Here is a 23,569-nt window from a genome sequence, read left to right as displayed (position 1 = left end):
TCGTCACATTTGTGCGTTATACAGAAACCTCGCCGCAGAGAAAGAGGGGGCTGTTATGATGCCATTATCGCGCTCACGTCTTGAGTTTATCGCCACGATTTTACAAAACGTACTAAATTTGGGGCTGCTTACCCTCGGTCTGATTCTGGTCGTTTTTCTCGGTAAAGAGACGGTGCATCTGGCGGATGCATTATTCGTGCCTGAGCAAGCCAGCAAATATGAACTGGTGGAAGGGCTGGTGATCTACTTTCTTTATTTCGAATTTATTGCGCTGATTGTGAAGTACTTTAAGTCTGGCCTTCACTTTCCGCTGCGCTATTTCGTGTACATTGGGATCACGGCGATTGTGCGCCTGATCATTGTCGATCATAAAACGCCAATGGATGTATTACTCTATTCGGCGGCGATCCTCCTGTTGGTTATCACGTTGTGGTTATGTAATTCGAACCGACTACGGCGAGAATAGGCGTCGCCACACCGTAACGGACGTACGGCGTGGCGATAAATCAGCTTATTGTATGGCGGCTTTCGGCGTTTTCTCTTCTGCTGGCGTCCATAACTTCTCAAGTTCTTCCAGCGTTTTGCCTTTGGTTTCCGGCACGAACTTCCACATAAACAGCGCCGCCAGAATACCCATACAACCGTAAATCCAGTAGGAGAAACCGTTGTGGAAATGGGAAACCAGCCACGAATTTTTGTCCATCATCGGGAAGGTCCAGGAGACGAAGTAGTTCGCCAGCCACTGCGCGGCGACGGCAATGGCGAGCGCTTTGCCACGAATCGCGTTCGGGAAGATTTCTGCCAGCAGCACCCAACAAACCGGTCCCCAGGACATGGCAAATGCGGCGACGTAAAACAGCATCGACAGCAGCGCTATCAGCCCGGAAGCCTGGGTGTAAAACGCGGTGCCAAGGCTGAACATCCCAAGAGCCATACCCAATGCGCCAATAATTTGCAGCGGTTTGCGACCAAATTTATCTACCGTCATGATGGCCAGCACGGTGAAGCTCAGGTTGATTACGCCGACAATAATGGTCTGCAAGAGCGCCACGTCGGTGCTGGCCCCTAACGTTTTAAACACTTCCGGCGCGTAGTAGAGCACGACGTTAATGCCGACAAACTGCTGGAAGACGGACAGCATCACGCCAATGACTATCACGCCCACGCCAAACATCAACAGGCGTCCGCCGGTTTTACGACCATGCTCCAGAGACTGGTTGATCTCCTGCATGGCCTGGGTAGTGAGGCTGCTACCCATAATTTTGCGCAGAATGCCCTCCGCCTGTTCGTGTTTGCCACGTGCCATCAGCCAGCGCGGGCTTTCCGGTACGGTATACAGCAGCAGTAAAAACAGCAGGGCGGGAATACTTTCTGAAGCAAACATATATCGCCAGCCATCGGTATTCAGCCAGTTAGCGTCACCAGAGCGGGCAATGAAATAGTTAACGCAATACACCAACAGTTGACCAAAAATAATGGCGAACTGGTTAAAGGAAACCAGTTTCCCACGAATATGCGCTGGAGCCAGTTCAGCAATATACATCGGTGAGAGCATTGAGGCTAAACCAACGCCAATACCACCAATGATGCGATAAATAACAAATTCGGGGACATATCCGGCCAAATAAACAGGTACGGCATTATCTGGGTTAATCGTGGTAAATCCTAATTCTGGCCATGCGGAGCCAATACCGGAAATAAAGAACAGCAGAGCGGCGATTTTCAGCGAGTCCCGACGACCAAAGCGGTTACTGCAATAACCGCCCAGCGCACCGCCGATGATGCAGCCAATCAACGCACTGGCGACGCAGAAGCCCAATAGCGAGTTGGCGGCGGATTCACTTAAATGTTGCGGAGCGACAAACACGGTATTTAAGGATTCTACCGTTCCGGATATGACGGCAGTGTCATAGCCGAATAATAACCCTCCTAATGTTGCGACTAAGGTAATGGAAAAAATATAGCGGGAATTATAGTGGGTGTTCATTCAGACCTGCCTTAGAGGATACAGCTCTTTTGATCAGTGTCGTGATGGTGAATTTAACAGGCAGGGAAAACAATTATCATTTTTTACATTGCAATTATGTTTTGTCTTTTCTGTGATCTTAATTCTGTTTAATTTGTCTGTTTTCAGGCGGTAAATATAATTGCAGTGATGGGGGCCACGAAAGGAAATAATCGTAACAGCAATGCAAAATAACATAAAAAAAGCGCTCCGAAGAGCGCCAAAATACGACCATAAGTGGGGATAACATAAGTTGAGGGCAGTGGCATTGCCCGTTGCCGGGCAGGTACTTCGATAAGACTTAACCTTTCACACCCCCTGCCGTCAGGCCGTTGACCAGCCAACGCTGCGCCAACAGGAACACCAGGGTGATAGGAATAGCGGAAAGGACGGCGGCGGCGGCAAAGTCGCCCCACAAATAGTTTTGCGGGTTGAGATATTGCTGCATACCCACGGCCAGCGTATAGCTGTCCACATCGCGCAGTAACAACGAGGCGACCGGAACTTCGGTAATCGCCGCGATGAACGACAGAATAAACACCACCGCCAGAATCGGTACGGAAAGCGGCAGCAGCACCAGGCGAAATGCCTGCCACGGGGTTGCGCCATCTAGCGCGGCGGCCTCTTCCAGCGAGCTGTCGATAGTTTCGAAGTAGCCTTTAATCGTCCAGACATGCAGCGCAATGCCGCCAAGATAGGCGAAGATCACGCCGCCATGCGTATTCAGACCGATAAATGGAATGTATTGTCCCAGGCGGTCAAATAACGCATACAGCGCCACCAGAGACAAAACCGCCGGAAACATCTGGAAAATCAGCATCCCCTTGAGCAGTGTTGCTTTACCTGGAAAACGCATTCGTGCGAAAGCGTAGGCGCAGGTGGTGGAGAGCGCCACGATGCCGATGGCGGTAATACCGGCGATTTTCACCGAGTTCCACAGCCACAGCAGGACCGGGAAGGGAGGCGGCGTTACCCGACCATCCGCATGTTCCACGCTGAAACCCAGCGCCAGCCGCCAGTGTTCCCAGGAGATTTTATCCGGGATCAGGCTTCCGGTGGCGAAGTTCCCCTCACGTAGCGAGATAGCGATGACCATCAGCAGCGGGAACATGATCGCCGCGATGAAAATCAGCAGCCCCAGGTGCGTGATGAAGAGACGTAATTTTTGAGATTTGGGTTGGACCATAGCCATTGTTATTATCTCCCTTAATCAAACTTCATACGCGTGGCTTTCAGGTTCACGATGGCCAGCGCGCCTACCAGCAGGAAGATCAGCGTGGCAATGGCCGCCGCCAGACCGAAGTCCTGACCGCCGCCGCCTTCAAAGGCGATACGGTAGGTGTAGCTGACGAGCAGATCGGTATAACCGGCAGGCGTGGTGGTGCCGAGACGGTCTGGCCCGCCGTTGGTCAATAACTGAATCAGGACAAAGTTATTAAAGTTAAAAGCGAAGCTGGCGATCATCAGCGGCGTTAGCGGCTTAATCAGCAGCGGTAAGGTGATCTTAAAGAAATTCTGAAATGGACCGGCGCCGTCCATTGCGGAGGCTTCGTACAGGTCATCCGGAATCGCTTTCAGCAGTCCCATGCACAGGATCATCATGTAGGGATAGCCCAGCCAGGTATTCACGATAATCACCATTGCCCGCGCGGTGTTGGGGTCGCTGAACCAGGCAGGTTTAATGCCAAACAGCGCGCTCAGCATCATATTGATTTCGCCAAAGCTTTGGTTGAATAACCCTTTGAAAATCAAAATTGAAATAAACGACGGTACGGCGTAGGGCAGAATCAGCAGGACGCGGTAGATAGCTTTACCTTTCAGCGCTTCCCACTGTACGAGGCAGGCCAATACCATCCCAACCGCCACGGTTAACACCACAGTGAGAACCGAAAAGACCACGGTCCAGACGAAGATAGCGAAAAAAGGCTTCTGGATCCCTTCGTCGGTAAAGACGCGCGTAAAGTTTTTCGCGCCGATAGTAACGGTATAACCAGGACTGAGTTTTTCATCACCCCAGCTTCCGTCGGCGTTGATCGACTGATAATAACCGCTATCGTTGTTTGGCCGGTATTTTACGCCGCTCTGGTTATTGGTAAGCAGGCCATCATCAGCCAGTGTGTACAGCGGACGGGTACCGGAAAACTGACGTAGCGAGCTCATAATCACTTTACTTTCATCCGGCAGGACGGCGGTTATCTGGTTCAACGCCAGACGGTTCTGGGTGATTATTCGCAGATTGGCGCGTTCGCCGCCCGGCAGGGCATCAGTCTCTTTCAGCTGTAATTTTTGTTCGCCGCCGAAGGAAAATGCGTCAGACAGGTAATGTTTGCCCGTTTCTCCGTCGGTGAGGGCCAGTTGCCACTCGTTGCCGGCCGGGTAAAGACCGAAGTTATAGGTTTTTCCCGCCTGATAAGAACGGTCCATCAGCACTTGCTGGGCGCGTTCAAAGGTGAGCTGGTTGGTGCTGCTGTAGTTAGTAAAGGCGATGGCGATGGTGCACACCAGCGGGAATAGCACAAACAGCCCCATGCCGGCGAGGCCAGGGTAAACGTAGCGCCAGGCGTAGGTTTTACGATTTGCGAAAATATACAGGCCAGCAGAGCTTAAAATCAGCGTCATGATGGCGAACAGATACTCCCCTTGTACGTACATTAAAACTACAAGGTAACCCACCAGCAGGCCCAGCAGACCAATTACTGACCATTTAAGCTGGTCGCTTTGCCACCAGTGTTTCTTTTTAATGACATCCATGGGGGTTTTCCTCTACAGCGTTGAAACTTCCTGGCCGGAGATGTGCCTGATGGCGCTGCGCTTATCAGGCCTACGGTGTGTTGTAGGCCGGATAAGGCATTTATGCCGCCATCCGGCACAGGCTCGCGGCATTACTTAGTGATACGGCTTTGTGCATCTTTCAGCGCGGCATCCACGGTTTGACGGCCGCTGGCGGCGTTGATCACAGCCGTACGTACCGCATACCAGAAGGCGGACATCTGCGGAATATTCGGCATGATCTCGCCTTTCTGGGCGTTATCCATGGTGGCGGCGATACGGGGGTCTTTCGCTAACTGCTCCTGGAAAGATTTCAGCGCCACGGCGCCCAGCGGTTTATCTTTGTTCACCGCTTCCAGACCCTGATCGGTCAGCAGGTAGTTTTCGAGGAACTCTTTCGCCAGCTCTTTATTCGGGCTGGCAGCGTTAATCCCCGCGCTCAGCACGCCGACGAACGGTTTCGAGGGTTTGCCTTTGAAGGTCGGCAGCAGGGTGACACCGTAGTTGACTTTGCTCTTGTCGATGTTCGACCATGCCCACGGGCCGTTGATGGTCATTGCCGTTTCGCCTTTATTGAAGGCTGCTTCGGCGATGGAGTAATCGGTATCGGCGCTCATATTTTTGTTCTTGATCATATCGATCAGGAAAGTCAGACCCGCTTTCGCGCCGGCGTTGTCGACGCCAACGTCTTTCACGTCATACTTGCCGTTTTCAAATTTGAACGCGTAACCGCCGTCAGCGGCGATCAAAGGCCAGGTGAAATACGGCTCTTGCAGGTTGAACATTATCGCCGACTTCCCTTTCGCTTTTAGTTCTTTATCCAGCGCCGGGATCTCTTCCCAGGTTTTCGGCGGGTTCGGGACGAGGTCTTTGTTATAAATCAGGGAGAGGGCTTCAACGGCGATGGGGTAGGCGATCAGCTTGCCGTTATAACGTACCGCATCCCAGGTGAACGGATAGAGTTTGTCCTGAAACGCTTTATCCGGAGTGACCTCCGCCAGCAGACCAGACTGCGCGTAGCCGCCAAAACGGTCGTGCGCCCAGAAGATAATGTCAGGACCGTCGCCGGTGGCAGCCACCTGCGGGAATTTCTCTTCCAGCTTATCCGGGTGCTCAACGGTCACTTTAATGCCGGTGTCTTGCTCAAATTTTTTACCGACCTCGGCCAGACCGTTATAGCCCTTGTCGCCGTTGATCCAGATAACCAGTTTACCTTCTTCAATTTTGGCGAGAGCCGGGGCGGAAATCATCATCGTCGTAAGTGCGGATAATGCGAGGATGCCTACGCCAGTTTTAATCTTCATATCTCCCATCCTTTTTGGTGATGTACACAGAGGTGGTTTAACGGTCTCTAGTTTCTTTATACGACAACCTCTTTCCATCCTCCCCGCCCCTACGCCCCACCCCGGCTTTATGTGATCTGTGTTACATAAATGTGAGTAATGCGTGCTGGCGCACATAAAAACACGCCGATTTTTGCGGGCGGCATCACGAAATTCCTTTTCTGCCCGCGCCCGTGGTCTCAGGCGCTGTGCCCTCATCCTCCCGCCTCCTCCCCCATAAAAAAGCCGGGGGGTGGAGGATTTACCCCAGTCAGGGATCGCGCATAGTCAGGCCATCATGAATGTTGCTGTCAATGACAGGTTGTAACGAAGGGAGAAGGGCATGGCGAGCGTACAGCTACGAAATGTAACGAAAGCCTGGGGTGACGTGGTGGTATCGAAAGATATTAACCTCGATATCCATGACGGGGAGTTCGTGGTGTTTGTCGGACCGTCAGGCTGTGGTAAATCGACCTTGCTGCGTATGATCGCCGGGCTTGAAACCATCACCAGTGGCGACCTGTTTATCGGGGAAACCCGTATGAATGATATTCCGCCTGCCGAGCGCGGCGTGGGCATGGTATTCCAGTCTTATGCGCTCTATCCCCATCTCTCCGTTGCAGAAAACATGTCTTTCGGCCTCAAGCTGGCGGGCGCCAAAAAAGAGGTTATGAATCAACGCGTCAACCAGGTGGCGGAAGTGCTGCAACTGGCGCATCTGCTGGAACGTAAGCCAAAAGCGCTTTCCGGCGGTCAGCGTCAGCGCGTAGCGATTGGCCGCACGCTGGTAGCGGAGCCGCGTGTGTTTTTGCTGGACGAACCGCTCTCTAACCTGGACGCCGCGCTACGCGTGCAGATGCGCATTGAAATTTCTCGCCTGCATAAACGTCTGGGCCGCACGATGATTTACGTCACCCACGATCAGGTCGAGGCGATGACGCTGGCCGACAAAATCGTGGTGCTGGACGCCGGTCGCGTCGCGCAGGTCGGTAAGCCGCTGGAGCTGTACCACTATCCGGCGGACCGCTTTGTCGCGGGCTTCATCGGCTCGCCGAAGATGAACTTCCTGCCGGTGAAAGTGACCGCCACCGCGATTGAACAAGTCCAAGTCGAACTGCCGAATCGCCAGCAAATCTGGCTGCCGGTCGAAAGTCGCGGCGTGCAGGTCGGCGCCAATATGTCTTTAGGCATTCGGCCGGAACACCTGCTGCCGAGCGATATCGCCGATGTCACCCTGGAAGGTGAAGTCCAGGTGGTCGAGCAGTTAGGGCACGAAACACAAATTCATATCCAGATCCCCGCCATCCGTCAAAACCTGGTTTATCGCCAGAATGACGTGGTGCTGGTAGAAGAGGGCGCCACATTCGCTATCGGCCTGCCGCCAGAGCGCTGTCATCTGTTCCGCGAGGATGGCAGCGCATGTCGTCGTCTGCATCAAGAGCCGGGTGTTTAAGGCCTCCATAAAAAAACGAAACGCAAAACCATTCGCAGTTTTAGAAGGTGGCAGCGTTTAAAGAAAAGCAATGATCTCAGGAGATAGAATGATGATTACTCTGCGCAAACTCCCTCTGGCGGTTGCTGTCGCAGCGGGCGTAATGTCCGCTCAGGCAATGGCTGTCGATTTCCACGGTTACGCCCGTTCCGGTATTGGCTGGACGGGAAGCGGCGGCGAACAACAATGTTTCCAGGTGACCGGTGCACAAAGTAAATACCGTCTCGGTAACGAATGTGAAACCTATGCGGAACTGAAACTGGGCCAGGAAGTGTGGAAAGAGGGCGATAAGAGCTTCTATTTCGACACCAACGTCGCCTATTCGGTTAACCAGCAGAACGACTGGGAGTCGACCGATCCCGCCTTCCGCGAAGCGAACGTGCAGGGTAAAAACCTGATTGAATGGCTGCCGGGCTCTACCATCTGGGCCGGTAAGCGCTTCTATCAGCGTCATGACGTACACATGATCGACTTCTACTACTGGGATATTTCAGGTCCTGGCGCGGGTATCGAAAATATCGATCTGGGCTTCGGTAAGCTTTCACTGGCGGCGACCCGCTCTACTGAAGCGGGCGGCTCTTACACCTTCAGCAGCCAGAATATTTATGATGAAGTGAAAGATACCGCTAACGACGTCTTTGACGTACGTCTGGCTGGTCTGCAAACGAACCCGGACGGCGTACTGGAGCTGGGCGTTGATTACGGCCGCGCCAATACGACCGATGGTTATAAGCTGGCTGATGGGGCATCGAAAGACGGCTGGATGTTCACCGCCGAACACACGCAAAGCATGTTGAAAGGCTATAACAAGTTTGTCGTGCAATATGCCACCGATGCCATGACCACGCAGGGTAAAGGCCAGGCGCGTGGTTCCGACGGTTCTTCATCTTTCACTGAAGAATTGCCTGATGGAACCAAAATTAATTATGCCAATAAGGTCATCAATAATAATGGCGATATGTGGCGTATTTTGGATCATGGCGCCATCTCGCTTGGTGATAAATGGGATTTGATGTACGTCGGTATGTACCAGAATATCGATTGGGATAATAACCTGGGTACTGAGTGGTGGACCGTGGGCGTACGTCCAATGTACAAGTGGACGCCAATCATGAGTACCCTGCTGGAAGTCGGCTACGACAACGTGAAATCTCAGCAGACCGGCGATCGTAACAATCAATATAAAATCACCCTGGCGCAACAGTGGCAGGCGGGCGACAGCATCTGGTCGCGTCCGGCTATCCGTATTTTCGCCACCTACGCGAAATGGGATGAGAAATGGGGCTATATCAAAGACGGCGATAACATTTCCCGTTATGCCGCAGCGACTAACTCCGGCATTTCCACCAACAGCCGTGGCGATAGCGATGAGTGGACCTTCGGCGCCCAGATGGAAATCTGGTGGTAATACGATGGTCATCTGACGTAACGAGGGGCGCAAGCCCCTCTGAAACATCAGGTCTGATGATGCTTGTAAGCCGAATAAGGCGCCAGCCGCCATTCGGCGATATGTTTGGGTTGGCGCGCTATTGCCTGGCTACCGCTGAACCCGCCTTATTGAGGTGAGAATAATGAAAATGAAGAAAAGTCTCGTCGCCCTCTGTTTAACCGCAGGGCTGTTCGCCAGCGTGCCGGGTATCAGCCTGGCGGAAGTGAACTATGTACCGCAAAATACCAGCGCCGCGCCCGCTATTCCTGCTGCTGCGCTACAGCAATTAACCTGGACGCCTGTAGATCAGTCAAAAACGCAGTCTACCCAACTGGCGACGGGCGGCCAGCGCCTTGACGTCGCCGGCATTACCGGCCCGGTCGCCGCTTATAGCGTTCCGGCGAATATCGGCGAGCTGACATTAACTCTGACCAGCGAGGTCAATAAGCAAGCCAGCGTTTTTGCGCCAAACGTGTTGATTCTTGACCAAAATATGACGCCTTCGGCGTTCTTCCCCAGCAGTTACTTTACTTATCAGCAGCCGGGCGTCATGAGCGCAGACCGGCTGGAAGGCGTGATGCGCCTGACGCCTGCGTTGGGGCAGCAGAAACTCTATGTTCTGGTGTTTACGACCGAAAAAGATCTTCAGCAAACTACTACGCTGCTCGATCCGGCAAAAGCCTATGCCAAAGGCGTCGGTAACTCTATCCCGGATATTCCCGATCCAGTTGCTCGCCATACCACTGACGGCGTGGTGAAACTGAAGGTGAAAACCAACAGTAGCTCCAGCGTATTGGTCGGGCCGTTGTTTGGCTCGTCCGGTACCGGGCCGGTAACGGTAGGCAATACCGCCGCGCCGGTCGCTGCGCCAGCGCCAGTCGCGCCGAAGAAAAGCGAACCGATGTTGAACGATACGGAAAGCTACTTTAATAAAGCGATTAAGGATGCCGTAGCGAAAGGCGACGTCGATAAAGCGCTGAAACTGCTTGATGAGGCCGAACGTCTGGGATCGACATCTGCCCGTTCCACCTTTATCAGCAGTGTAAAAGGCAAGGGGTAATTGTTTCCCCACAGTGCTGATTTTGCAGCAACTGGTGCGTCTCCTGGCGCACCTTTTTTTTGTCATTTCATGCGAATTGTTATTTTTTTGTTGCGCAACAGATCACTTAATTGTGATTGCGCCCCCCGTAATGTCTTTTCTGAGATACAATGACTTTAGGTTATGAATCGGAGAGTAAGGCATGTCACACCCTGCGTTAACGCAACTGCGTGCGCTGCGCTATTTTGATGCGATTCCTGCGCTTGAACCCCATTTGCTGGACTGGCTGTTGCTGGAAGATTCTATGACTAAACGTTTTGAGCAACTGGGAAAGCGGGTAAGCGTGACGCTGATTCGGGAAGCGTTTGTCGACCAAAGCGAGGTCGAGGAAGCATCAGGTTTACTGCCATCCGAATCCCGCTACTGGTTACGTGAGATACTGCTTTGCGCTGACGGCGAGCCCTGGCTTGCCGGACGTACCGTGGTACCGGAATCCACGCTGTGCGGACCTGAACAGGTCTTACAACATCTGGGTAAAACCCCGCTTGGACGTTATCTATTTACATCATCGACACTGACCCGCGATTTTATTGAAATTGGACGCGATGCAACGCTGTGGGGGCGCCGCTCTCGACTGCGGTTGAGCGGAAAACCGCTGTTGCTTACCGAGCTTTTTTTACCTGCATCGCCGCTGTACTGAGAGGAAGATAAAGATGGAGTGGAGTCTGACGCAGAGTAAGCTGCTGGCGTTTCACCGTTTGATGCGTACAGATAAGCCTATTGGCGCGTTGCTGCTGCTCTGGCCGACGCTTTGGGCGCTATGGGTGGCGACACCGGGTATGCCTCAGCTGTGGATTTTGGCGGTTTTTGTCGCTGGCGTGTGGTTAATGCGCGCGGCGGGCTGCGTGGTAAATGATTACGCCGATCGTAAATTTGACGGACATGTAAAACGTACGGTCAACCGGCCTTTACCCAGCGGCGCCGTGACAGAGAAAGAAGCGCGCAACCTGTTTGTGGTGCTGGTGCTGCTGGCGTTTCTGTTGGTGCTGACGCTGAACGCCATGACGATTCTGCTTTCCGTGGCGGCGTTGGCGTTGGCCTGGGTTTATCCCTTTATGAAACGCTACACCCACCTGCCGCAGGTCGTGCTGGGGGCCGCTTTCGGCTGGTCAATCCCCATGGCGTTCGCCGCGGTGAGCGAATCCCTGCCGTTGAGCTGCTGGCTGATGTTCCTCGCCAATATTCTCTGGGCGGTGGCTTACGATACGCAATATGCGATGGTCGACAGAGATGATGATATCAAGATAGGCATTAAATCGACGGCGATCCTGTTTGGTCGTTATGACACATTGATTATCGGGATTCTGCAGCTTGGCGTCATGGCGTTAATGGCGCTGATCGGCTGGTTGAATGGTCTGGGATGGGGATATTACTGGTCTGTGCTGGTGGCGGGCGCGCTGTTTGTCTACCAGCAAAAACTGATTGCGAACCGTGAACGTGAAGCCTGCTTTAAAGCCTTTATGAACAATAACTACGTTGGCCTGGTGCTATTTTTAGGGCTGGCGATGAGTTACTGGCACTTCTGATGTCATGCCGGGCGGACCCGGCCTACAAAGCCAAAATTTTCAATACGTCATATCAGTTGCCCGATAAGCTTACGCCATCGGGCATTTCAGGCACTGGCTTACTCGCCCTGCGTCGCGCTTTCAATCGTCAGACGGACATCAGAGGTAATCAGATCGGCAAGCATCTGATATATCTTCATCGTTTCTGCCGGTTCGGCATCGCCCGTATCACTGATATAACCCTCATCCCGTAGCGTCAACACGAGTGAACTGAACACCGCTTTGTCGAAAAACTCCGGCGCGTTAATACCGTGCAGGACAGACAGACGTTGCGCCACGGTACGGCTTTCTTTCTCCAGCGTACTGCGGTTGATGGACGGATTGGCGCTCAACAGCCAGAACGTAATGGCATAACGCTGTAGCGTTTCGCGCGCGCCTGCCGCCAGCAGTTGCAGCGTACGGGAATGCGCCGGGTTGATATGCAGTTCATCATCCTGCAGGGTAATTAGCCCCTGACGCTGCATTTCACTGGCCAGCGCGTCAATGACCGAGGCTAACTCCTCGCGCTCCCAGCGCAGGAACAGCTCCGCTTTTAACATCGGATAGAGCGCTTCAACATGCTGCTGCAACGCATCACGCGAAATGCGACGATGCTGGGTGATAATCGCCGCCATCAGCGAAGGCATAATCAACATATGCGCGATATTGTTACGATAGTAGGTCATCAACACCGCCTGCTCGCGCGGCAGAATGATGATATCGCCAATGGTGTCTTTCTCGACCTCAAACTTATTCATCTGCAGCGCGTGAGCGATGAGCTCACCAGCGTTGGCGGCAGGAACGGTTGAGTCTGTGGAATAAGGGACATTGCGCATCAGATCGAGATAGCAATCAAGCTGTTCGGTGAGCTGCTCGCGGGTGAGCGAGCGCTGACGCGACGCCAACAGCGCGGTACAACACAGGTTCATCGCGTTTGCCGCGCCAGCGTTGTTAATACGCACCATCAGATCGGCGGCGATACTATTTACCGTCGGCGTCAGCCAGGCTGGGCGTATGGCCTCTATAGGGTCGATAGATTCGCGCCACTCCGGCACATGCTGGTTCAGGTACGTCATGAGCGGCATCGGTTCGCCAAAGTTAACGTAGCCCTGACCCAGATTGCGCAGCTTGCTCAAGCCTTTCAGCATTTGCGGCAGGCTCTCTTTCTCTTTTGTCGCGCCGCGCAGCTCTTTCGCATAGGTTCCCACTTCCATGACGTGCTCATAGCCGATGTAAATAGGCACTAACGTAATTGGACGGGTACCGCCGCGCAGCATCGCCTGTATAGTCATCGACAGGGTGCCGGTTTTCGGGTCTAACAAACGTCCGGTACGCGAACGTCCTCCTTCGACAAAATACTCAACCGAGTAGCCGCGGCTGAACAGCTCGCCCAGGTATTCGCGAAAGACGGTGGAATAGAGTTTATTCCCCTTAAAGGTGCGACGAATAAAGAACGCGCCCAGACGACGGAAAATCGGGCCAGCGGGCCAGAAATTAAGGTTAATACCGGCGGCAATGTGCGGCGGAACCAGTCCCTGGTGATACAGCACATAAGAAAGGAGCAAGTAGTCCATATGGCTGCGATGACAGGGCACATAGACGATTTCATGCCCGTCGTGCGCCAGTTGGCGTACGCGCTCGGCGTTATGCACGTTAATCCCCTGGTACAGTCGGTTCCAGGTAAACCCCAAAATCCTGTCGGTCAAACGAATCATCTCGTAAGAGAAGTTCGCCGCGATCTCTTCCATCAGCGCAATGGCGTTTTGCTGCGCTTTTTCATGAGAGATTTTCTTACTGCGCGCTTCGTCTTCTACCGCGCGAGCGATCGCTTTCGAGGCCAGCAGTTTGTTAAACAGATCCTGACGGGCGGGCAGGCGTGGGCCAACCGCCGCCAGGCGCTGGCGAGCAAAGTGCATACGCGCCACGCGAGCCAGCTTCTGCGCGATGATTTTATCGGTGCCGTGTTCATCAGCCATACGACGCAATGAGACGGACGGCGAGAATCGGACAAAGCTATCGCGACCTAGCCAGGAGATGGCAAAGAATTTCTGTACGCCGTTCAGCATACGTAAAGGCGGGTTATCTTCTCCCTTTTCACGACCCGGCGCGCGGCCAAACATCACGGAAACGGGCACCATCTGCACGTCCAAAGCCGGATTACTCCGATGCAGATCGAGATAATCGTGAAAAAGTTTCACCGACTCTTCTTTTGGCGTGTAATAGGTAAAGACACGCGGTCCGCCGTGAATAAATACATAGCGTGGCAGCAGCGCGCCGTCGATCTCCAGCGGCTCCAGCGGATCCGGAAGATCGTGCGCCAGACATTGAGCCCGCAGCGTCAGTAAGTCCGCTTTTGAGTTGTATGGCAAGACATACATAATGGGGCGAGAAGTATCGAGCCCCAATTCCTGGGCGGGTTCCGCCGGAATAGACTTGCTTTTTACCAGTATGCTTAATGGTAAATTCAGTAATTTGTAGTAAATTCGTGGCCAGCCGGACATAAACGATGTAAAGCCTCTGGTTAATAATGCAAATGCGGTGCAAGGATATCAGAAAGTTTAGCGAATTTCTGTTGTATCCCGTCATACTTCGCGCTGCGTTACGGCAGTCCGAATCGTGCAGGGCAACCGTATAATGTCATTGACGTTAATAATGTAAAAAGGTTCTTTTGATGGCCAATAATACCACTGGATTCACCAGAATTATCAAAGCGGCAGGATATTCCTGGAAAGGATTTCGCGCCGCATGGACTCACGAAGCGGCGTTTCGCCAGGAAAGTATCGCGGTATTGCTGGGCGTCATCATCGCCTGCTGGCTGGATGTGGATGCGATTACCCGTGTGTTATTGATAGGTTCCGTTTTACTTATCATGATTGTTGAAATCCTCAACAGTGCTATTGAAGCGGTCGTGGACCGCATCGGTTCTGAATACCATGAGCTTTCCGGCCGTGCGAAAGATATGGGATCGGCCGCGGTGCTACTGTCTATTTTCGTTGCCCTGATGACCTGGGGCATCCTGTTATGGTCACATTTTCGATAAAGGTTCCAAATTTTATAAATCTCTTGTTTTTTGCGCCGTTTGTGGTTCCAAAATCACCTTTAACTGTATATACTCACAGCATGACTGTATATACACCCAGGGGGCGGAATGAAAGCGTTAACGGCCAGGCAACAAGAGGTGTTTGATCTCATCCGGGATCACATCAGCCAGACAGGTATGCCACCGACGCGTGCGGAAATCGCGCAGCGTTTGGGGTTCCGTTCCCCAAACGCTGCGGAAGAACACCTTAAAGCGCTGGCGCGCAAAGGGGTGCTTGAAATCGTTTCCGGCGCATCGCGAGGTATCCGTCTGTTACAGGAAGAAGAGGACGGATTACCGCTTGTCGGGCGTGTCGCGGCGGGTGAACCGCTTCTGGCGCAGCAGCATATTGAAGGCCATTACCAGGTCGATCCTTCACTGTTCAAACCCAGCGCCGATTTCCTGCTGCGCGTGAGCGGAATGTCGATGAAAGACATCGGTATTATGGATGGGGATTTGCTGGCGGTACATAAAACGCAGGACGTCCGTAATGGCCAGGTGGTTGTCGCTCGCATTGACGATGAAGTGACAGTAAAACGCCTGAAAAAGCAGGGCAATAAAGTGGAGCTGCTGCCGGAAAACAGCGAGTTTACACCGATAGTGGTGGATCTGCGCGAACAAAGCTTTACGATTGAAGGGCTGGCGGTAGGCGTCATTCGCAACGGGGAATGGTTGTAATCTCTTTTTGATCTCCTTGTAAGCCGTCATCCGGCAATCGTGCAGCCTGATGGCGCTGCGCTTATCAGGCCTACGGGAATGCAGTTCCTGAGATGATTAATTTGTAGGCCGGATAAGGCGTTACGTCGCCATCCGGCAATGCGCTCGTTTCGTTTAACTCCTTGTCAGGCTTTTCTCCATGCCGCTTTTTACCTCCTCTGATAAAGCTCTCTGGCGTCTCGCGCTGCCGATGATTTTTTCTAACATCACCGTCCCCTTACTGGGGCTGGTCGATACGGCGGTGATTGGTCATCTGGACAGCCCGGTTTTCCTGGGCGGCGTGGCGGTGGGCGCGACTGCCACCAGCTTTCTTTTCATGCTGCTGCTATTTCTACGTATGAGCACCACCGGCCTAACGGCGCAGGCATTTGGCGCCAAAAATCCGCAGGCGTTAGCCCGGACGCTCATTCAACCGTTATTGCTGGCACTGGGCGCAGGCGTGATGATTGTGCTATTTCGCACGCCGCTTATCGAGCTGGCTTTACATATTGTCGGCGGGAACGACGCTGTCCTGGTGCAGGCGAGACGCTTCCTTGAAATTCGTTGGCTAAGCGCTCCTGCGTCACTGGCGAATCTGGTACTGCTCGGTTGGCTGTTAGGCGTTCAGTATGCGCGGGCGCCGGTTATCTTGTTGGTCGTGGGCAATATCCTCAACATCGCGCTCGACCTGTGGCTGGTAATGGGGCTTCATATGAACGTGCAGGGCGCCGCCCTGGCGACGGTCATCGCAGAATATGCCACATTACTGATCGGCCTCATGATGGTACGTAAAGTTCTCCATCTCCGCGGTGTGTCGCTGGATATGCTAAAACAGGCCTGGCGCGGCAACGTGCGCCGCCTTTTGGCGCTCAATCGCGATATCATGCTGCGCTCATTGCTCCTTCAGCTTTGTTTTGGCGCCATTACGGTGTCAGGCGCGCGGCTGGGCAGCGATATTATCGCGGTAAATGCAGTCCTGATGACCTTACTCACCTTTACGGCCTATGCGCTGGACGGTTTTGCTTATGCGGTGGAGGCGCACTCCGGTCAGGCTTACGGCGCGCGTGACGGTAGCAAGCTACTGGACGTCTGGCGAGCGGCGTGTCGTCAGTCAGGAATTGTGGCCTTGTTGTTTTCCACGGTCTATGCCCTGGCAGGCGAACATATTGTCGCGTTACTGACCTCATTGCCGCAAATACAGCTACTGGCGGATCGGTATCTTATCTGGCAGGTGGTATTACCGCTGGTGGGCGTATGGTGCTATCTGCTCGACGGTATGTTTATTGGCGCGACGCGCGCCGCCGAAATGCGCAATAGCATGGCAGTCGCCGCGGGAGGATTTGCGCTGACGCTCTTCGCCCTGCCGGTATTAGGAAATCATGGTTTATGGCTGGCATTAACCGTGTTCCTGGCGCTTCGCGGTCTGTCGTTGAGCCTTATCTGGCGTCGTCACTGGCGCGAGGGTACATGGTTTGCCAGATCGTGACGGTTAAAAATTCTGAATATAAAACCGAAGGCCGAATTCCTGCCTACAATTATTATCACGTCCAGCAGAAATTGCAGTGCATTTGGGCGAATAACACCTGCTATTCCTAACCGAATGATGAGGACAAGATGATGAATAAAGACGAAGCCGGCGGTAACTGGAAACAGTTTAAAGGTAAAATGAAAGAACAATGGGGCAAACTGACCGATGACGATATGACCGTTATCGAAGGTAAACGCGACCAATTGGTAGGTAAAATCCAGGAGCGTTACGGTTACCAAAAAGATCAGGCGGAAAAAGAGGTTGTTGACTGGGAAACCCGTAACAACTATCGCTGGTAATATGTTTTCCCCTACCAGGAGTACATGGATGTGCTTCCCACTGTTTGCTTATGAATGCGGGCGTGCCCCTCTCTACTGCCGCCCGTTTTTCCGTTCAGGCTAACGCGGTTTTTTCTTCACCAGCACCGAGTGATCGTGACCACAGTCGCCCGGATGGCGACACGCTTCCACTTCTACGCACGCAGGGCACAGACCGTGCGCCTCAATAACGTTATGTCGTAGCGCAAAGCCCATTTTAGCCGCCAGCATATGCATGATGTCTTCCACGCCCTCGGCACACTCTTCCTTCACCACGCCGCAACGATCGCAGATAAACATGGCCGAGCTGTGCGTCGGCTGGTCGAACAGGTGGCAAACCACATAACTATTGGTGGATTCCACTTTATGGACAAAACCCTGTTCGAGCAAAAAATCCAGCGCGCGGTAAATGGTGGGCGGTTTGGCCTGTGGTTCCGTTTCGCGCAGCAAATCGAGCAAATCGTATGCGCTGATGGCACCCTGTTGCAGACTCATCAGGCGCAGCACTTCGAGGCGCTGAGGCGTCAGGCGCACGTTGCGCTGCGCGCAGAGTTTTTCAGCTTGCGCCAGTAACTCTTGCGTTGTGGTCTTTTCCATGTAGCACCTCGAATGGCATGAAAGTCTAATCCGTTACTTTACCACGAGCTGCTTAAAACTCTGAAATTACCCCGCGACAATATATCGCCTGCTAAGCTTTTCCGCGCCAGTATTCTCATCTATACCTAATGAGGGTCGATATTATAACAACAGGATTTAACATCACTATTTCACAGCAATAGTTCGCCTCTGTCCGGTAAAGCGTGGCGGAGGGATTACTTCACCTGATAATAAGATGGGCTAACTGTGAACAAAAACGTCAAACTTTCACTGATTGCTATCGCGGTCTCGCTTTTTATGGCAAAGCAGGCGAGCGCCGCCAATACCTGGACGGAAGCGCGTAATGACGCAATGGGCGGGACGGGCGTTGCGTCCGCGAATTATGGCAGCGGAGTACTATTAAATCCGGCGTTACTGGCAAAAGCCAAACCGGAAGACAATATCACTGTTGTCCTTCCTGCGGTCGGCGTCCAGATTACGGATAAAGACAATCTCCAGGATGAAATTGACGATATCAGCGATAAAGTGGATTACTACGATGAGGTCGTCGATAACCTTACGCTGGGGCAAATTCTGCTCAATCCGCGAGGCGTGCTGAATCAATTTCAGGGCGCCGCGCGCGACCTGGCCGATGAGCTGGAATATCTCAACGGAAAAACCGCTCGCGCCAATGCCGGCGCCGGGTTGGCGGTAAGTATTCCAGGGCAAACGCTTTCCGTGGCGTTTATCGCCAAAGGTTATGCGCATGGGCGCGTGAGTTCGTCCATTGATCAGAACGATATTCAGTATCTGCGCGATATCCAGCATGATGAACGTGTTGCGCTTCGTGAAGCAGGACGCGCTGCTTTATTGGGGTCTGACGAAATTACAAAGCATTTAAACTCTACCGCGTCGGGGCGGGTAGCGATTGTATCTGACTACGGTATTGCGCTGGCGAAGCAGTTTGTGGTGGGCGAGGTGCCTGTTTCCATTGGCGTTACGCCAAAACTGCAAAAAACCTGGCTCTATAACTACACCACCTCAATTTATAACTACGACAGTAGCGACTGGAATAGCAGCCGTTATCGCAATGATGATACGGGTTTTAACATTGATGCGGGGCTTGCTGCCGATATCGGTGAAAACTGGACGCTGGGGCTGAGCGGGCAAAATCTGGTATCTCGCGATATCGATACGAAAGATATTTACATCACTAATGGTATGACGGGAGAAACCACCAACTACAAAGATACATACCAAATCCGCCCCCTGGTTACCGCGGGCATCGCATGGCATAACGATTTGCTGACCGTAAGCGCCGATGGCGATCTGACGGAAACGAAAGGCTTTAAGAGCGAAGACAATTCACAGTACGTGGGTGTCGGCGCTGAAGTTCGACCGTTGTCATGGCTGGCGGTGCGCGCAGGGTATCGTGCGGATGTGAAAAATAACGATAGCAATGTGGTTACCGGCGGTCTTGGCTTTGCGCCCTTTAACCGCGTGCATCTCGACTTAATGGGACTGTACGGCGAAGATGAAACCTGGGGGGCAGGCGCGCAGCTTACAATGACATTCTGAGGTGCTTTCACCGGAGGCGCTACGCCTCCGGTTTAGCGTTATGCTATAGTAACGCCCCTTTTTTAACCGGATGCTTATTTATTCGCCATGCAGCCTGAAACCCAGTCCTCCGCTTTTCCTGCTTATCGCTTCTCCATCGCGCCTATGCTCGACTGGACGGACAGACATTGCCGCTATTTCCTGCGTTTGCTGTCTCGCCAGACGCTGCTCTACACCGAAATGGTGACCACGGGCGCGATTATTCACGGTAAGGGTGACTATCTGGCTTACAGCGAAGAAGAGCATCCGGTCGCTCTACAGCTTGGTGGAAGCGATCCGGCTCAGCTTGCGCATTGTGCAAAGCTGGCGGAAGCGCGTGGCTACGATGAAATTAACCTCAACGTGGGGTGCCCCTCCGATCGCGTGCAAAATGGTATGTTTGGCGCCTGTTTGATGGGCAATGCGCAACTGGTCGCCGATTGTGTTAAAGCCATGCGTGATGTCGTCTCGATTCCGGTGACGGTAAAAACCCGCATTGGTATTGACGATCAGGACAGTTATGCGTTTCTGTGTGATTTCATCGATACGGTTTCCGGTCAGGGCGAATGCGAGATGTTTATTATCCATGCGCGCAAAGCCTGGCTTTCTGGCTTAAGCCCGAAAGAAAATCGTGAGATCCCGCCGCTGGATTACCCGCGCGTCTATCAGCTAAAGCGGGATTTTCCGCACCTGACCATGTCCATTAACGGCGGCATCAAATCGCTGGAAGAGGCGAAGGAGCATCTGCGCCATATGGATGGCGTCATGGTTGGCCGCGAAGCTTATCAGAATCCGGGTATACTGGCCGCGGTGGATCGGGAGATCTTTGGCGCCGATACCACCGATGCCGACCCGGTTGCGGTGGTTCGCGCGATGTATCCCTATATTGAGCGTGAGTTGAGCCAGGGAGCGTATCTGGGGCATATCACTCGCCATATGCTGGGGTTGTTCCAGGGCATCCCCGGCGCGCGGCAGTGGCGTCGCTATCTGAGCGAAAACGCCCATAAAGCTGGCGCGGATGTTGCTGTACTGGAGCAGGCGCTAAAACTGGTAGCAGACAAGCGTTAAAAGTTCGCCAAAAATTAGTCAATCTCACCACGCTCTGTGCAGTCTTGCAGGGTATTTTCTTTATATATCAAAAACATAAATATTGGCATGATTTTTGTAATAGCTTACCTGACCAAACCCGGTAAGCGCCGTGCCGCCGGGCAATGCCATCTTTATGGGGAGCGACTATGCTGGAACTACTTTTTGTGCTTGGCTTTTTTCTGATGTTAATGGTGACGGGCGTCTCCTTGCTGGGCATTCTGGCCGCGCTGGTTGTAGCGACTGCCGTCATGTTCCTGGGCGGAATGTTCGCCCTGATGATCAAGCTGTTACCGTGGCTACTGCTGGCGGTGGCTGTGGTGTGGGTGATCAAAGCAGTAAAAACGCCAAAAATCCCACAGTATCAGCGCAATAACCGTCGGTTTTACTAAGGTATTGAGCGGTTCGTCACAACCTGGAACTTTGCCCTCACAGGCAAATAGGAATCGATTATTAAATCTGTCATGATTGCGCAGGTAACGAATTCATCGCGCTGTACCCTACATACAGCCGAACAAAAAAAGAAAGGGCTTCCCGGGTGGAAGCCCAATTTCTTTGCAGAGCTATTACGGAATCAGCAGGCTTGAGCCCTGTGTGGCCCGGCTTTCCAGCACTTCATGCGCGCGACGGGCATCTTTTAACGCATAGCGTTGATTTTCAGCCACATCAACTTTAATCACGCCGCTGGCGATCAATGAGAATAATTCATTGCTGGCTTCGGTTAGTTCTTCACGCGTCGTAATATACCCCTGTAGTGAAGGTCGCGTGGCATACAGGGAACCTTTCTGATTCAGAATACCTAAATTCACGCCGGTGACGGGGCCGGACGCATTGCCGAAACTGACCATCAGTCCCCGACGTTGCAGGCAGTCCAGTGAGGCTTCCCAGGTATCTTTCCCCACGGAGTCATAGACCACGCGGACTTTTTTGCCGCCGGTGATCTCTTTTACCCGTTCTACAATGCTCTCCTCACGGTAATTAATTACCTGCCAGGCGCCGGCGTCCAGCGCCCGCTGCGCTTTTTGCGCGCTACCGACGGTACCGATAAGCTTCGCGCCCAGCGCTTTCGCCCATTGGCAGGCGATCAGACCGACGCCGCCCGCAGCGGCATGAAACAGGAAGGGTTCATCGGGTTTCACTTCATAGGTTTTGCGCAACAGGTAAAAAACGGTCAATCCCTTGAGAAAAGAGGCTGCCGCCTGTTCGAAGGAAATGGCGTCAGGTAAAATCGCGGCTTTATCTGCGGGGACGTTATGGACGGAACTGTAAGCGCCGAGCGTTGACTGCGCGTAGACGACGCGATCGCCGACGCGAATGTGCTCCACGCCGTTGCCGACTTTACTGACCACACCCGCAGCTTCGGTTCCCAGGCCCGCAGGCAACGACGGGGGCGGATAGAGTCCGCTACGGATATAGGTGTCGATGAAGTTGATACCAATGGCTTTGTTCTCAACCTGGATTTCGTGTTCCGCCGGTTCCGTTGGCGTAAACTCCACGGTCTGAAGCACTTCCGGACCACCATGCTTGTGAAATTCAATACGCGTTGCCATGCTTCCTCCAAAAGAAATGTGGTAATCTTTCGACCCAATCACTATCTCGGTAACTCCATTCACTATGGCAGGAAATAAACCCTTCAACAAACCACAGACTGATGCCCGCGACCGCGATCCGCAGGTTGCCGGGATAAAAGTACCGCCGCACTCGATTGAAGCGGAACAGTCGGTGTTGGGCGGTTTAATGCTGGATAACGAGCGCTGGGACGATGTGGCCGAGCGCGTGGTGGCGGAAGATTTCTATACCCGCCCGCATCGCCATATCTTTACGGAGATGGGGCGCTTGCAGGAAAGCGGCAGTCCTATCGACCTGATTACGCTCGCGGAATCGCTGGAGCGGCAGGGCCAACTGGACAGCGTCGGCGGTTTCGCCTATCTGGCGGAGCTGTCTAAAAACACGCCAAGCGCGGCGAATATCAGTGCTTATGCGGACATTGTGCGCGAACGCGCCGTGGTCCGCGATATGATCGCGGTGGCGCATGAAATTGCGGACGCTGGTTACGATCCACAGGGGCGCAATAGCGACGAACTGCTGGATCTGGCGGAGTCGCGCGTCTTCCAGATCGCGGAAAACCGGGCCAACAAAGACGAAGGTCCGAAAAGCATCGACCAGATTCTCGACGCTACCGTGGCGCGTATTGAGCAGTTGTTCCAGCAACCGCACGATGGCGTTACAGGCGTGGATACCGGCTATCAGGATCTCAATAAAAAGACGGCAGGGTTACAGCGTTCGGATTTGATTATCGTCGCGGCGCGTCCCTCCATGGGTAAAACCACTTTTGCGATGAACCTCTGCGAAAACGCGGCGATGTTGCAGGATAAACCGGTACTGATCTTTAGTCTGGAGATGCCCGGTGAACAGATCATGATGCGTATGCTGGCCTCGCTGTCCCGCGTCGATCAGACACGTATTCGTACCGGTCAACTCGATGATGAAGACTGGGCGCGAATCTCCGGCACGATGGGCATTCTGCTGGAGAAACGCAATATGTATATTGACGACTCCTCAGGTCTTACGCCGACAGAAGTCCGTTCGCGCGCACGGCGTATTTTCCGCGAACATGGCGGGTTAAGTCTGATTATGATCGACTACCTGCAATTGATGCGCGTGCCGTCGCTTTCTGATAACCGTACTCTGGAAATCGCCGAAATTTCCCGCTCGTTGAAAGCGCTGGCGAAGGAACTCCAGGTGCCGGTCGTGGCGCTATCGCAGCTTAACCGCTCTCTGGAACAACGCGCGGATAAACGTCCGGTGAACTCCGACCTGCGTGAATCCGGCTCTATTGAACAGGATGCCGACTTAATTATGTTTATCTACCGTGATGAGGTTTATCACGAGAACAGCGACTTAAAAGGCATTGCTGAAATTATTATTGGTAAGCAACGTAACGGTCCTATCGGTACGGTTCGTCTGACGTTCAATGGTCAGTGGTCGCGCTTCGATAACTATGCGGGACCGCAATACGATGATGAGTAAC

Annotated in this window: 22 protein-coding genes and 1 pseudogene; 16 read left to right on the top strand and 7 right to left on the bottom strand. The window is 53.2% G+C overall.

Annotation, left to right across the window (positions count from 1 at the left end):
* Positions 1-55 precede the first annotated feature (55 nt).
* Positions 56-466, top strand: coding sequence for a phosphate-starvation-inducible protein PsiE (gene psiE / locus LCS67_RS20830; RefSeq protein WP_000982752.1), 411 nt, complete (start codon positions 56-58; stop codon positions 464-466).
* A gap of 45 nt (positions 467-511) precedes the next feature.
* Here psiE and xylE read toward each other — a convergent pair whose 3' ends face one another.
* From xylE to malF, 3 genes are all read right to left on the bottom strand, one after another.
* Positions 512-1,987, bottom strand: a complete 1,476-nt coding sequence (gene xylE / locus LCS67_RS20825; protein WP_001091898.1) for a D-xylose transporter XylE — start codon at positions 1,985-1,987, stop codon at positions 512-514.
* A gap of 319 nt (positions 1,988-2,306) precedes the next feature.
* Positions 2,307-3,197, bottom strand: coding sequence for a maltose ABC transporter permease MalG (malG, locus tag LCS67_RS20820; protein WP_001252081.1), 891 nt, complete (start codon positions 3,195-3,197; stop codon positions 2,307-2,309).
* A 14-nt stretch (positions 3,198-3,211) separates the two neighbouring features.
* Complete coding sequence (malF, locus tag LCS67_RS20815; RefSeq protein ID WP_000382569.1) at positions 3,212-4,756, bottom strand: maltose ABC transporter permease MalF; 1,545 nt, start codon at positions 4,754-4,756, stop codon at positions 3,212-3,214.
* A 42-nt stretch (positions 4,757-4,798) separates the two neighbouring features.
* Here malF and LCS67_RS22920 point away from each other — a divergent pair.
* A pseudogene (locus tag LCS67_RS22920) lies at positions 4,799-4,939 on the top strand (hypothetical protein); the annotation flags it as partial.
* On the opposite strand, the gene malE reads toward LCS67_RS22920, so the two are convergent.
* Positions 4,888-6,078 (bottom strand): maltose/maltodextrin ABC transporter substrate-binding protein MalE, encoded by a 1,191-nt coding sequence (gene malE, locus LCS67_RS20810; protein ID WP_000695415.1) that lies wholly within the window; start codon positions 6,076-6,078, stop codon positions 4,888-4,890. The pseudogene LCS67_RS22920 and the gene malE sit on opposite strands and share 52 nt — an antisense overlap.
* Before the next feature lie 361 nt (positions 6,079-6,439).
* Between malE and malK the strand changes: the two genes are divergently transcribed.
* From malK to ubiA, 5 genes are all read left to right on the top strand, one after another.
* Positions 6,440-7,549, top strand: coding sequence for a maltose/maltodextrin ABC transporter ATP-binding protein MalK (gene malK / locus LCS67_RS20805; RefSeq protein WP_000179176.1), 1,110 nt, complete (start codon positions 6,440-6,442; stop codon positions 7,547-7,549).
* A gap of 88 nt (positions 7,550-7,637) precedes the next feature.
* A complete protein-coding gene (locus LCS67_RS20800; protein ID WP_000973678.1) occupies positions 7,638-8,996 on the top strand; it encodes a maltoporin in 1,359 nt (452 codons plus the stop codon).
* Positions 8,997-9,159: 163 nt separating this feature from the next.
* Positions 9,160-10,077 carry a maltose operon protein MalM gene (gene malM, locus LCS67_RS20795; RefSeq protein WP_000782497.1) on the top strand — a complete coding sequence of 306 codons (918 nt, stop codon included), beginning with the start codon at positions 9,160-9,162 and terminating at the stop codon, positions 10,075-10,077.
* 181 nt (positions 10,078-10,258) lie between these two features.
* The gene (ubiC, locus tag LCS67_RS20790; RefSeq protein WP_000019216.1) at positions 10,259-10,756 is read left to right on the top strand and encodes a chorismate lyase; all 498 of its coding nucleotides are present in this window, start codon (positions 10,259-10,261) and stop codon (positions 10,754-10,756) included.
* Between the two features lie 13 nt (positions 10,757-10,769).
* The gene (ubiA, locus tag LCS67_RS20785; protein WP_000455251.1) at positions 10,770-11,642 is read left to right on the top strand and encodes a 4-hydroxybenzoate octaprenyltransferase; all 873 of its coding nucleotides are present in this window, start codon (positions 10,770-10,772) and stop codon (positions 11,640-11,642) included.
* Positions 11,643-11,740: 98 nt separating this feature from the next.
* On the opposite strand, the gene plsB is transcribed toward ubiA, so the two are convergent.
* Positions 11,741-14,161 carry a glycerol-3-phosphate 1-O-acyltransferase PlsB gene (gene plsB / locus LCS67_RS20780; protein WP_001631823.1) on the bottom strand — a complete coding sequence of 807 codons (2,421 nt, stop codon included), beginning with the start codon at positions 14,159-14,161 and terminating at the stop codon, positions 11,741-11,743.
* 170 nt (positions 14,162-14,331) lie between these two features.
* Between plsB and LCS67_RS20775 the strand changes: the two genes are divergently transcribed.
* The 5 genes from LCS67_RS20775 (at position 14,332) to LCS67_RS20755 (ending at position 17,262) form a co-directional block, all read left to right on the top strand.
* Positions 14,332-14,700, top strand: coding sequence for a diacylglycerol kinase (locus tag LCS67_RS20775; RefSeq protein WP_000002900.1), 369 nt, complete (start codon positions 14,332-14,334; stop codon positions 14,698-14,700).
* Positions 14,701-14,808: 108 nt separating this feature from the next.
* A complete protein-coding gene (gene lexA / locus LCS67_RS20770) occupies positions 14,809-15,417 on the top strand; it encodes a transcriptional repressor LexA (RefSeq protein ID WP_000646079.1) in 609 nt (202 codons plus the stop codon).
* A gap of 178 nt (positions 15,418-15,595) precedes the next feature.
* Positions 15,596-16,921 (top strand): MATE family efflux transporter DinF, encoded by a 1,326-nt coding sequence (dinF, locus tag LCS67_RS20765; RefSeq protein WP_031569867.1) that lies wholly within the window; start codon positions 15,596-15,598, stop codon positions 16,919-16,921.
* Positions 16,918-17,031, top strand: a complete 114-nt coding sequence (locus tag LCS67_RS20760; RefSeq protein ID WP_001575282.1) for a hypothetical protein — start codon at positions 16,918-16,920, stop codon at positions 17,029-17,031. The genes dinF and LCS67_RS20760 overlap by 4 nt, the downstream gene beginning before the upstream one ends.
* 21 nt (positions 17,032-17,052) lie before the next feature.
* A complete protein-coding gene (locus LCS67_RS20755) occupies positions 17,053-17,262 on the top strand; it encodes a CsbD family protein (protein ID WP_001030592.1) in 210 nt (69 codons plus the stop codon).
* Positions 17,263-17,361: 99 nt separating this feature from the next.
* Here the strand turns inward: LCS67_RS20755 and zur are convergent, their stop codons facing one another.
* Positions 17,362-17,877, bottom strand: coding sequence for a zinc uptake transcriptional repressor Zur (gene zur / locus LCS67_RS20750; protein ID WP_000416269.1), 516 nt, complete (start codon positions 17,875-17,877; stop codon positions 17,362-17,364).
* Between the two features lie 246 nt (positions 17,878-18,123).
* Here zur and LCS67_RS20745 point away from each other — a divergent pair, with 246 nt between their 5' ends.
* The 3 genes from LCS67_RS20745 to pspG all read left to right on the top strand — a co-directional run bounded on the left by LCS67_RS20745 (position 18,124) and on the right by pspG (position 20,930).
* Entirely contained in the window at positions 18,124-19,434 is a 1,311-nt protein-coding gene (locus LCS67_RS20745; protein ID WP_001039335.1) for a conjugal transfer protein TraF, read from the top strand.
* 87 nt (positions 19,435-19,521) lie between these two features.
* A complete protein-coding gene (gene dusA / locus LCS67_RS20740; RefSeq protein ID WP_001182224.1) occupies positions 19,522-20,520 on the top strand; it encodes a tRNA dihydrouridine(20/20a) synthase DusA in 999 nt (332 codons plus the stop codon).
* A 167-nt stretch (positions 20,521-20,687) separates the two neighbouring features.
* Complete coding sequence (gene pspG, locus LCS67_RS20735; RefSeq protein ID WP_000891414.1) at positions 20,688-20,930, top strand: envelope stress response protein PspG; 243 nt, start codon at positions 20,688-20,690, stop codon at positions 20,928-20,930.
* Between the two features lie 174 nt (positions 20,931-21,104).
* Here pspG and LCS67_RS20730 read toward each other — a convergent pair whose 3' ends face one another.
* Complete coding sequence (locus LCS67_RS20730; protein WP_000235555.1) at positions 21,105-22,088, bottom strand: quinone oxidoreductase; 984 nt, start codon at positions 22,086-22,088, stop codon at positions 21,105-21,107.
* Between the two features lie 64 nt (positions 22,089-22,152).
* Here LCS67_RS20730 and dnaB point away from each other — a divergent pair, with 64 nt between their 5' ends.
* Positions 22,153-23,568, top strand: coding sequence for a replicative DNA helicase (dnaB, locus tag LCS67_RS20725; protein ID WP_000918353.1), 1,416 nt, complete (start codon positions 22,153-22,155; stop codon positions 23,566-23,568).
* Position 23,569 lies beyond the last annotated feature (1 nt).

This window comes from Salmonella sp. A7 (genome assembly GCF_020181675.1).
GTDB lineage: Bacteria > Pseudomonadota > Gammaproteobacteria > Enterobacterales > Enterobacteriaceae > Salmonella > Salmonella enterica.
This window is presented reverse-complemented; position numbering and strand designations above follow the sequence as displayed.

What these genes read in the sequence shown, in the direction of transcription:
- malG (WP_001252081.1), bottom strand. Translation starts at nt 3,197, where the DNA reads ATGGCTATGGTCCAACCCAAATCTCAAAAATTACGTCTCTTCATCACG.
- pspG (WP_000891414.1), top strand. Translation starts at nt 20,688, where the DNA reads ATGCTGGAACTACTTTTTGTGCTTGGCTTTTTTCTGATGTTAATGGTG.
- dinF (WP_031569867.1), top strand. Translation starts at nt 15,596, where the DNA reads ATGCCGCTTTTTACCTCCTCTGATAAAGCTCTCTGGCGTCTCGCGCTG.
- LCS67_RS20800 (WP_000973678.1), top strand. Translation starts at nt 7,638, where the DNA reads ATGATGATTACTCTGCGCAAACTCCCTCTGGCGGTTGCTGTCGCAGCG.
- LCS67_RS20775 (WP_000002900.1), top strand. Translation starts at nt 14,332, where the DNA reads ATGGCCAATAATACCACTGGATTCACCAGAATTATCAAAGCGGCAGGA.
- lexA (WP_000646079.1), top strand. Translation starts at nt 14,809, where the DNA reads ATGAAAGCGTTAACGGCCAGGCAACAAGAGGTGTTTGATCTCATCCGG.
- LCS67_RS20755 (WP_001030592.1), top strand. Translation starts at nt 17,053, where the DNA reads ATGAATAAAGACGAAGCCGGCGGTAACTGGAAACAGTTTAAAGGTAAA.
- psiE (WP_000982752.1), top strand. Translation starts at nt 56, where the DNA reads ATGATGCCATTATCGCGCTCACGTCTTGAGTTTATCGCCACGATTTTA.
- dusA (WP_001182224.1), top strand. Translation starts at nt 19,522, where the DNA reads ATGCAGCCTGAAACCCAGTCCTCCGCTTTTCCTGCTTATCGCTTCTCC.
- malF (WP_000382569.1), bottom strand. Translation starts at nt 4,756, where the DNA reads ATGGATGTCATTAAAAAGAAACACTGGTGGCAAAGCGACCAGCTTAAA.
- malK (WP_000179176.1), top strand. Translation starts at nt 6,440, where the DNA reads ATGGCGAGCGTACAGCTACGAAATGTAACGAAAGCCTGGGGTGACGTG.
- plsB (WP_001631823.1), bottom strand. Translation starts at nt 14,161, where the DNA reads ATGTCCGGCTGGCCACGAATTTACTACAAATTACTGAATTTACCATTA.
- LCS67_RS20730 (WP_000235555.1), bottom strand. Translation starts at nt 22,088, where the DNA reads ATGGCAACGCGTATTGAATTTCACAAGCATGGTGGTCCGGAAGTGCTT.
- malE (WP_000695415.1), bottom strand. Translation starts at nt 6,078, where the DNA reads ATGAAGATTAAAACTGGCGTAGGCATCCTCGCATTATCCGCACTTACG.
- malM (WP_000782497.1), top strand. Translation starts at nt 9,160, where the DNA reads ATGAAAATGAAGAAAAGTCTCGTCGCCCTCTGTTTAACCGCAGGGCTG.
- ubiA (WP_000455251.1), top strand. Translation starts at nt 10,770, where the DNA reads ATGGAGTGGAGTCTGACGCAGAGTAAGCTGCTGGCGTTTCACCGTTTG.
- zur (WP_000416269.1), bottom strand. Translation starts at nt 17,877, where the DNA reads ATGGAAAAGACCACAACGCAAGAGTTACTGGCGCAAGCTGAAAAACTC.
- dnaB (WP_000918353.1), top strand. Translation starts at nt 22,153, where the DNA reads ATGGCAGGAAATAAACCCTTCAACAAACCACAGACTGATGCCCGCGAC.
- ubiC (WP_000019216.1), top strand. Translation starts at nt 10,259, where the DNA reads ATGTCACACCCTGCGTTAACGCAACTGCGTGCGCTGCGCTATTTTGAT.
- xylE (WP_001091898.1), bottom strand. Translation starts at nt 1,987, where the DNA reads ATGAACACCCACTATAATTCCCGCTATATTTTTTCCATTACCTTAGTC.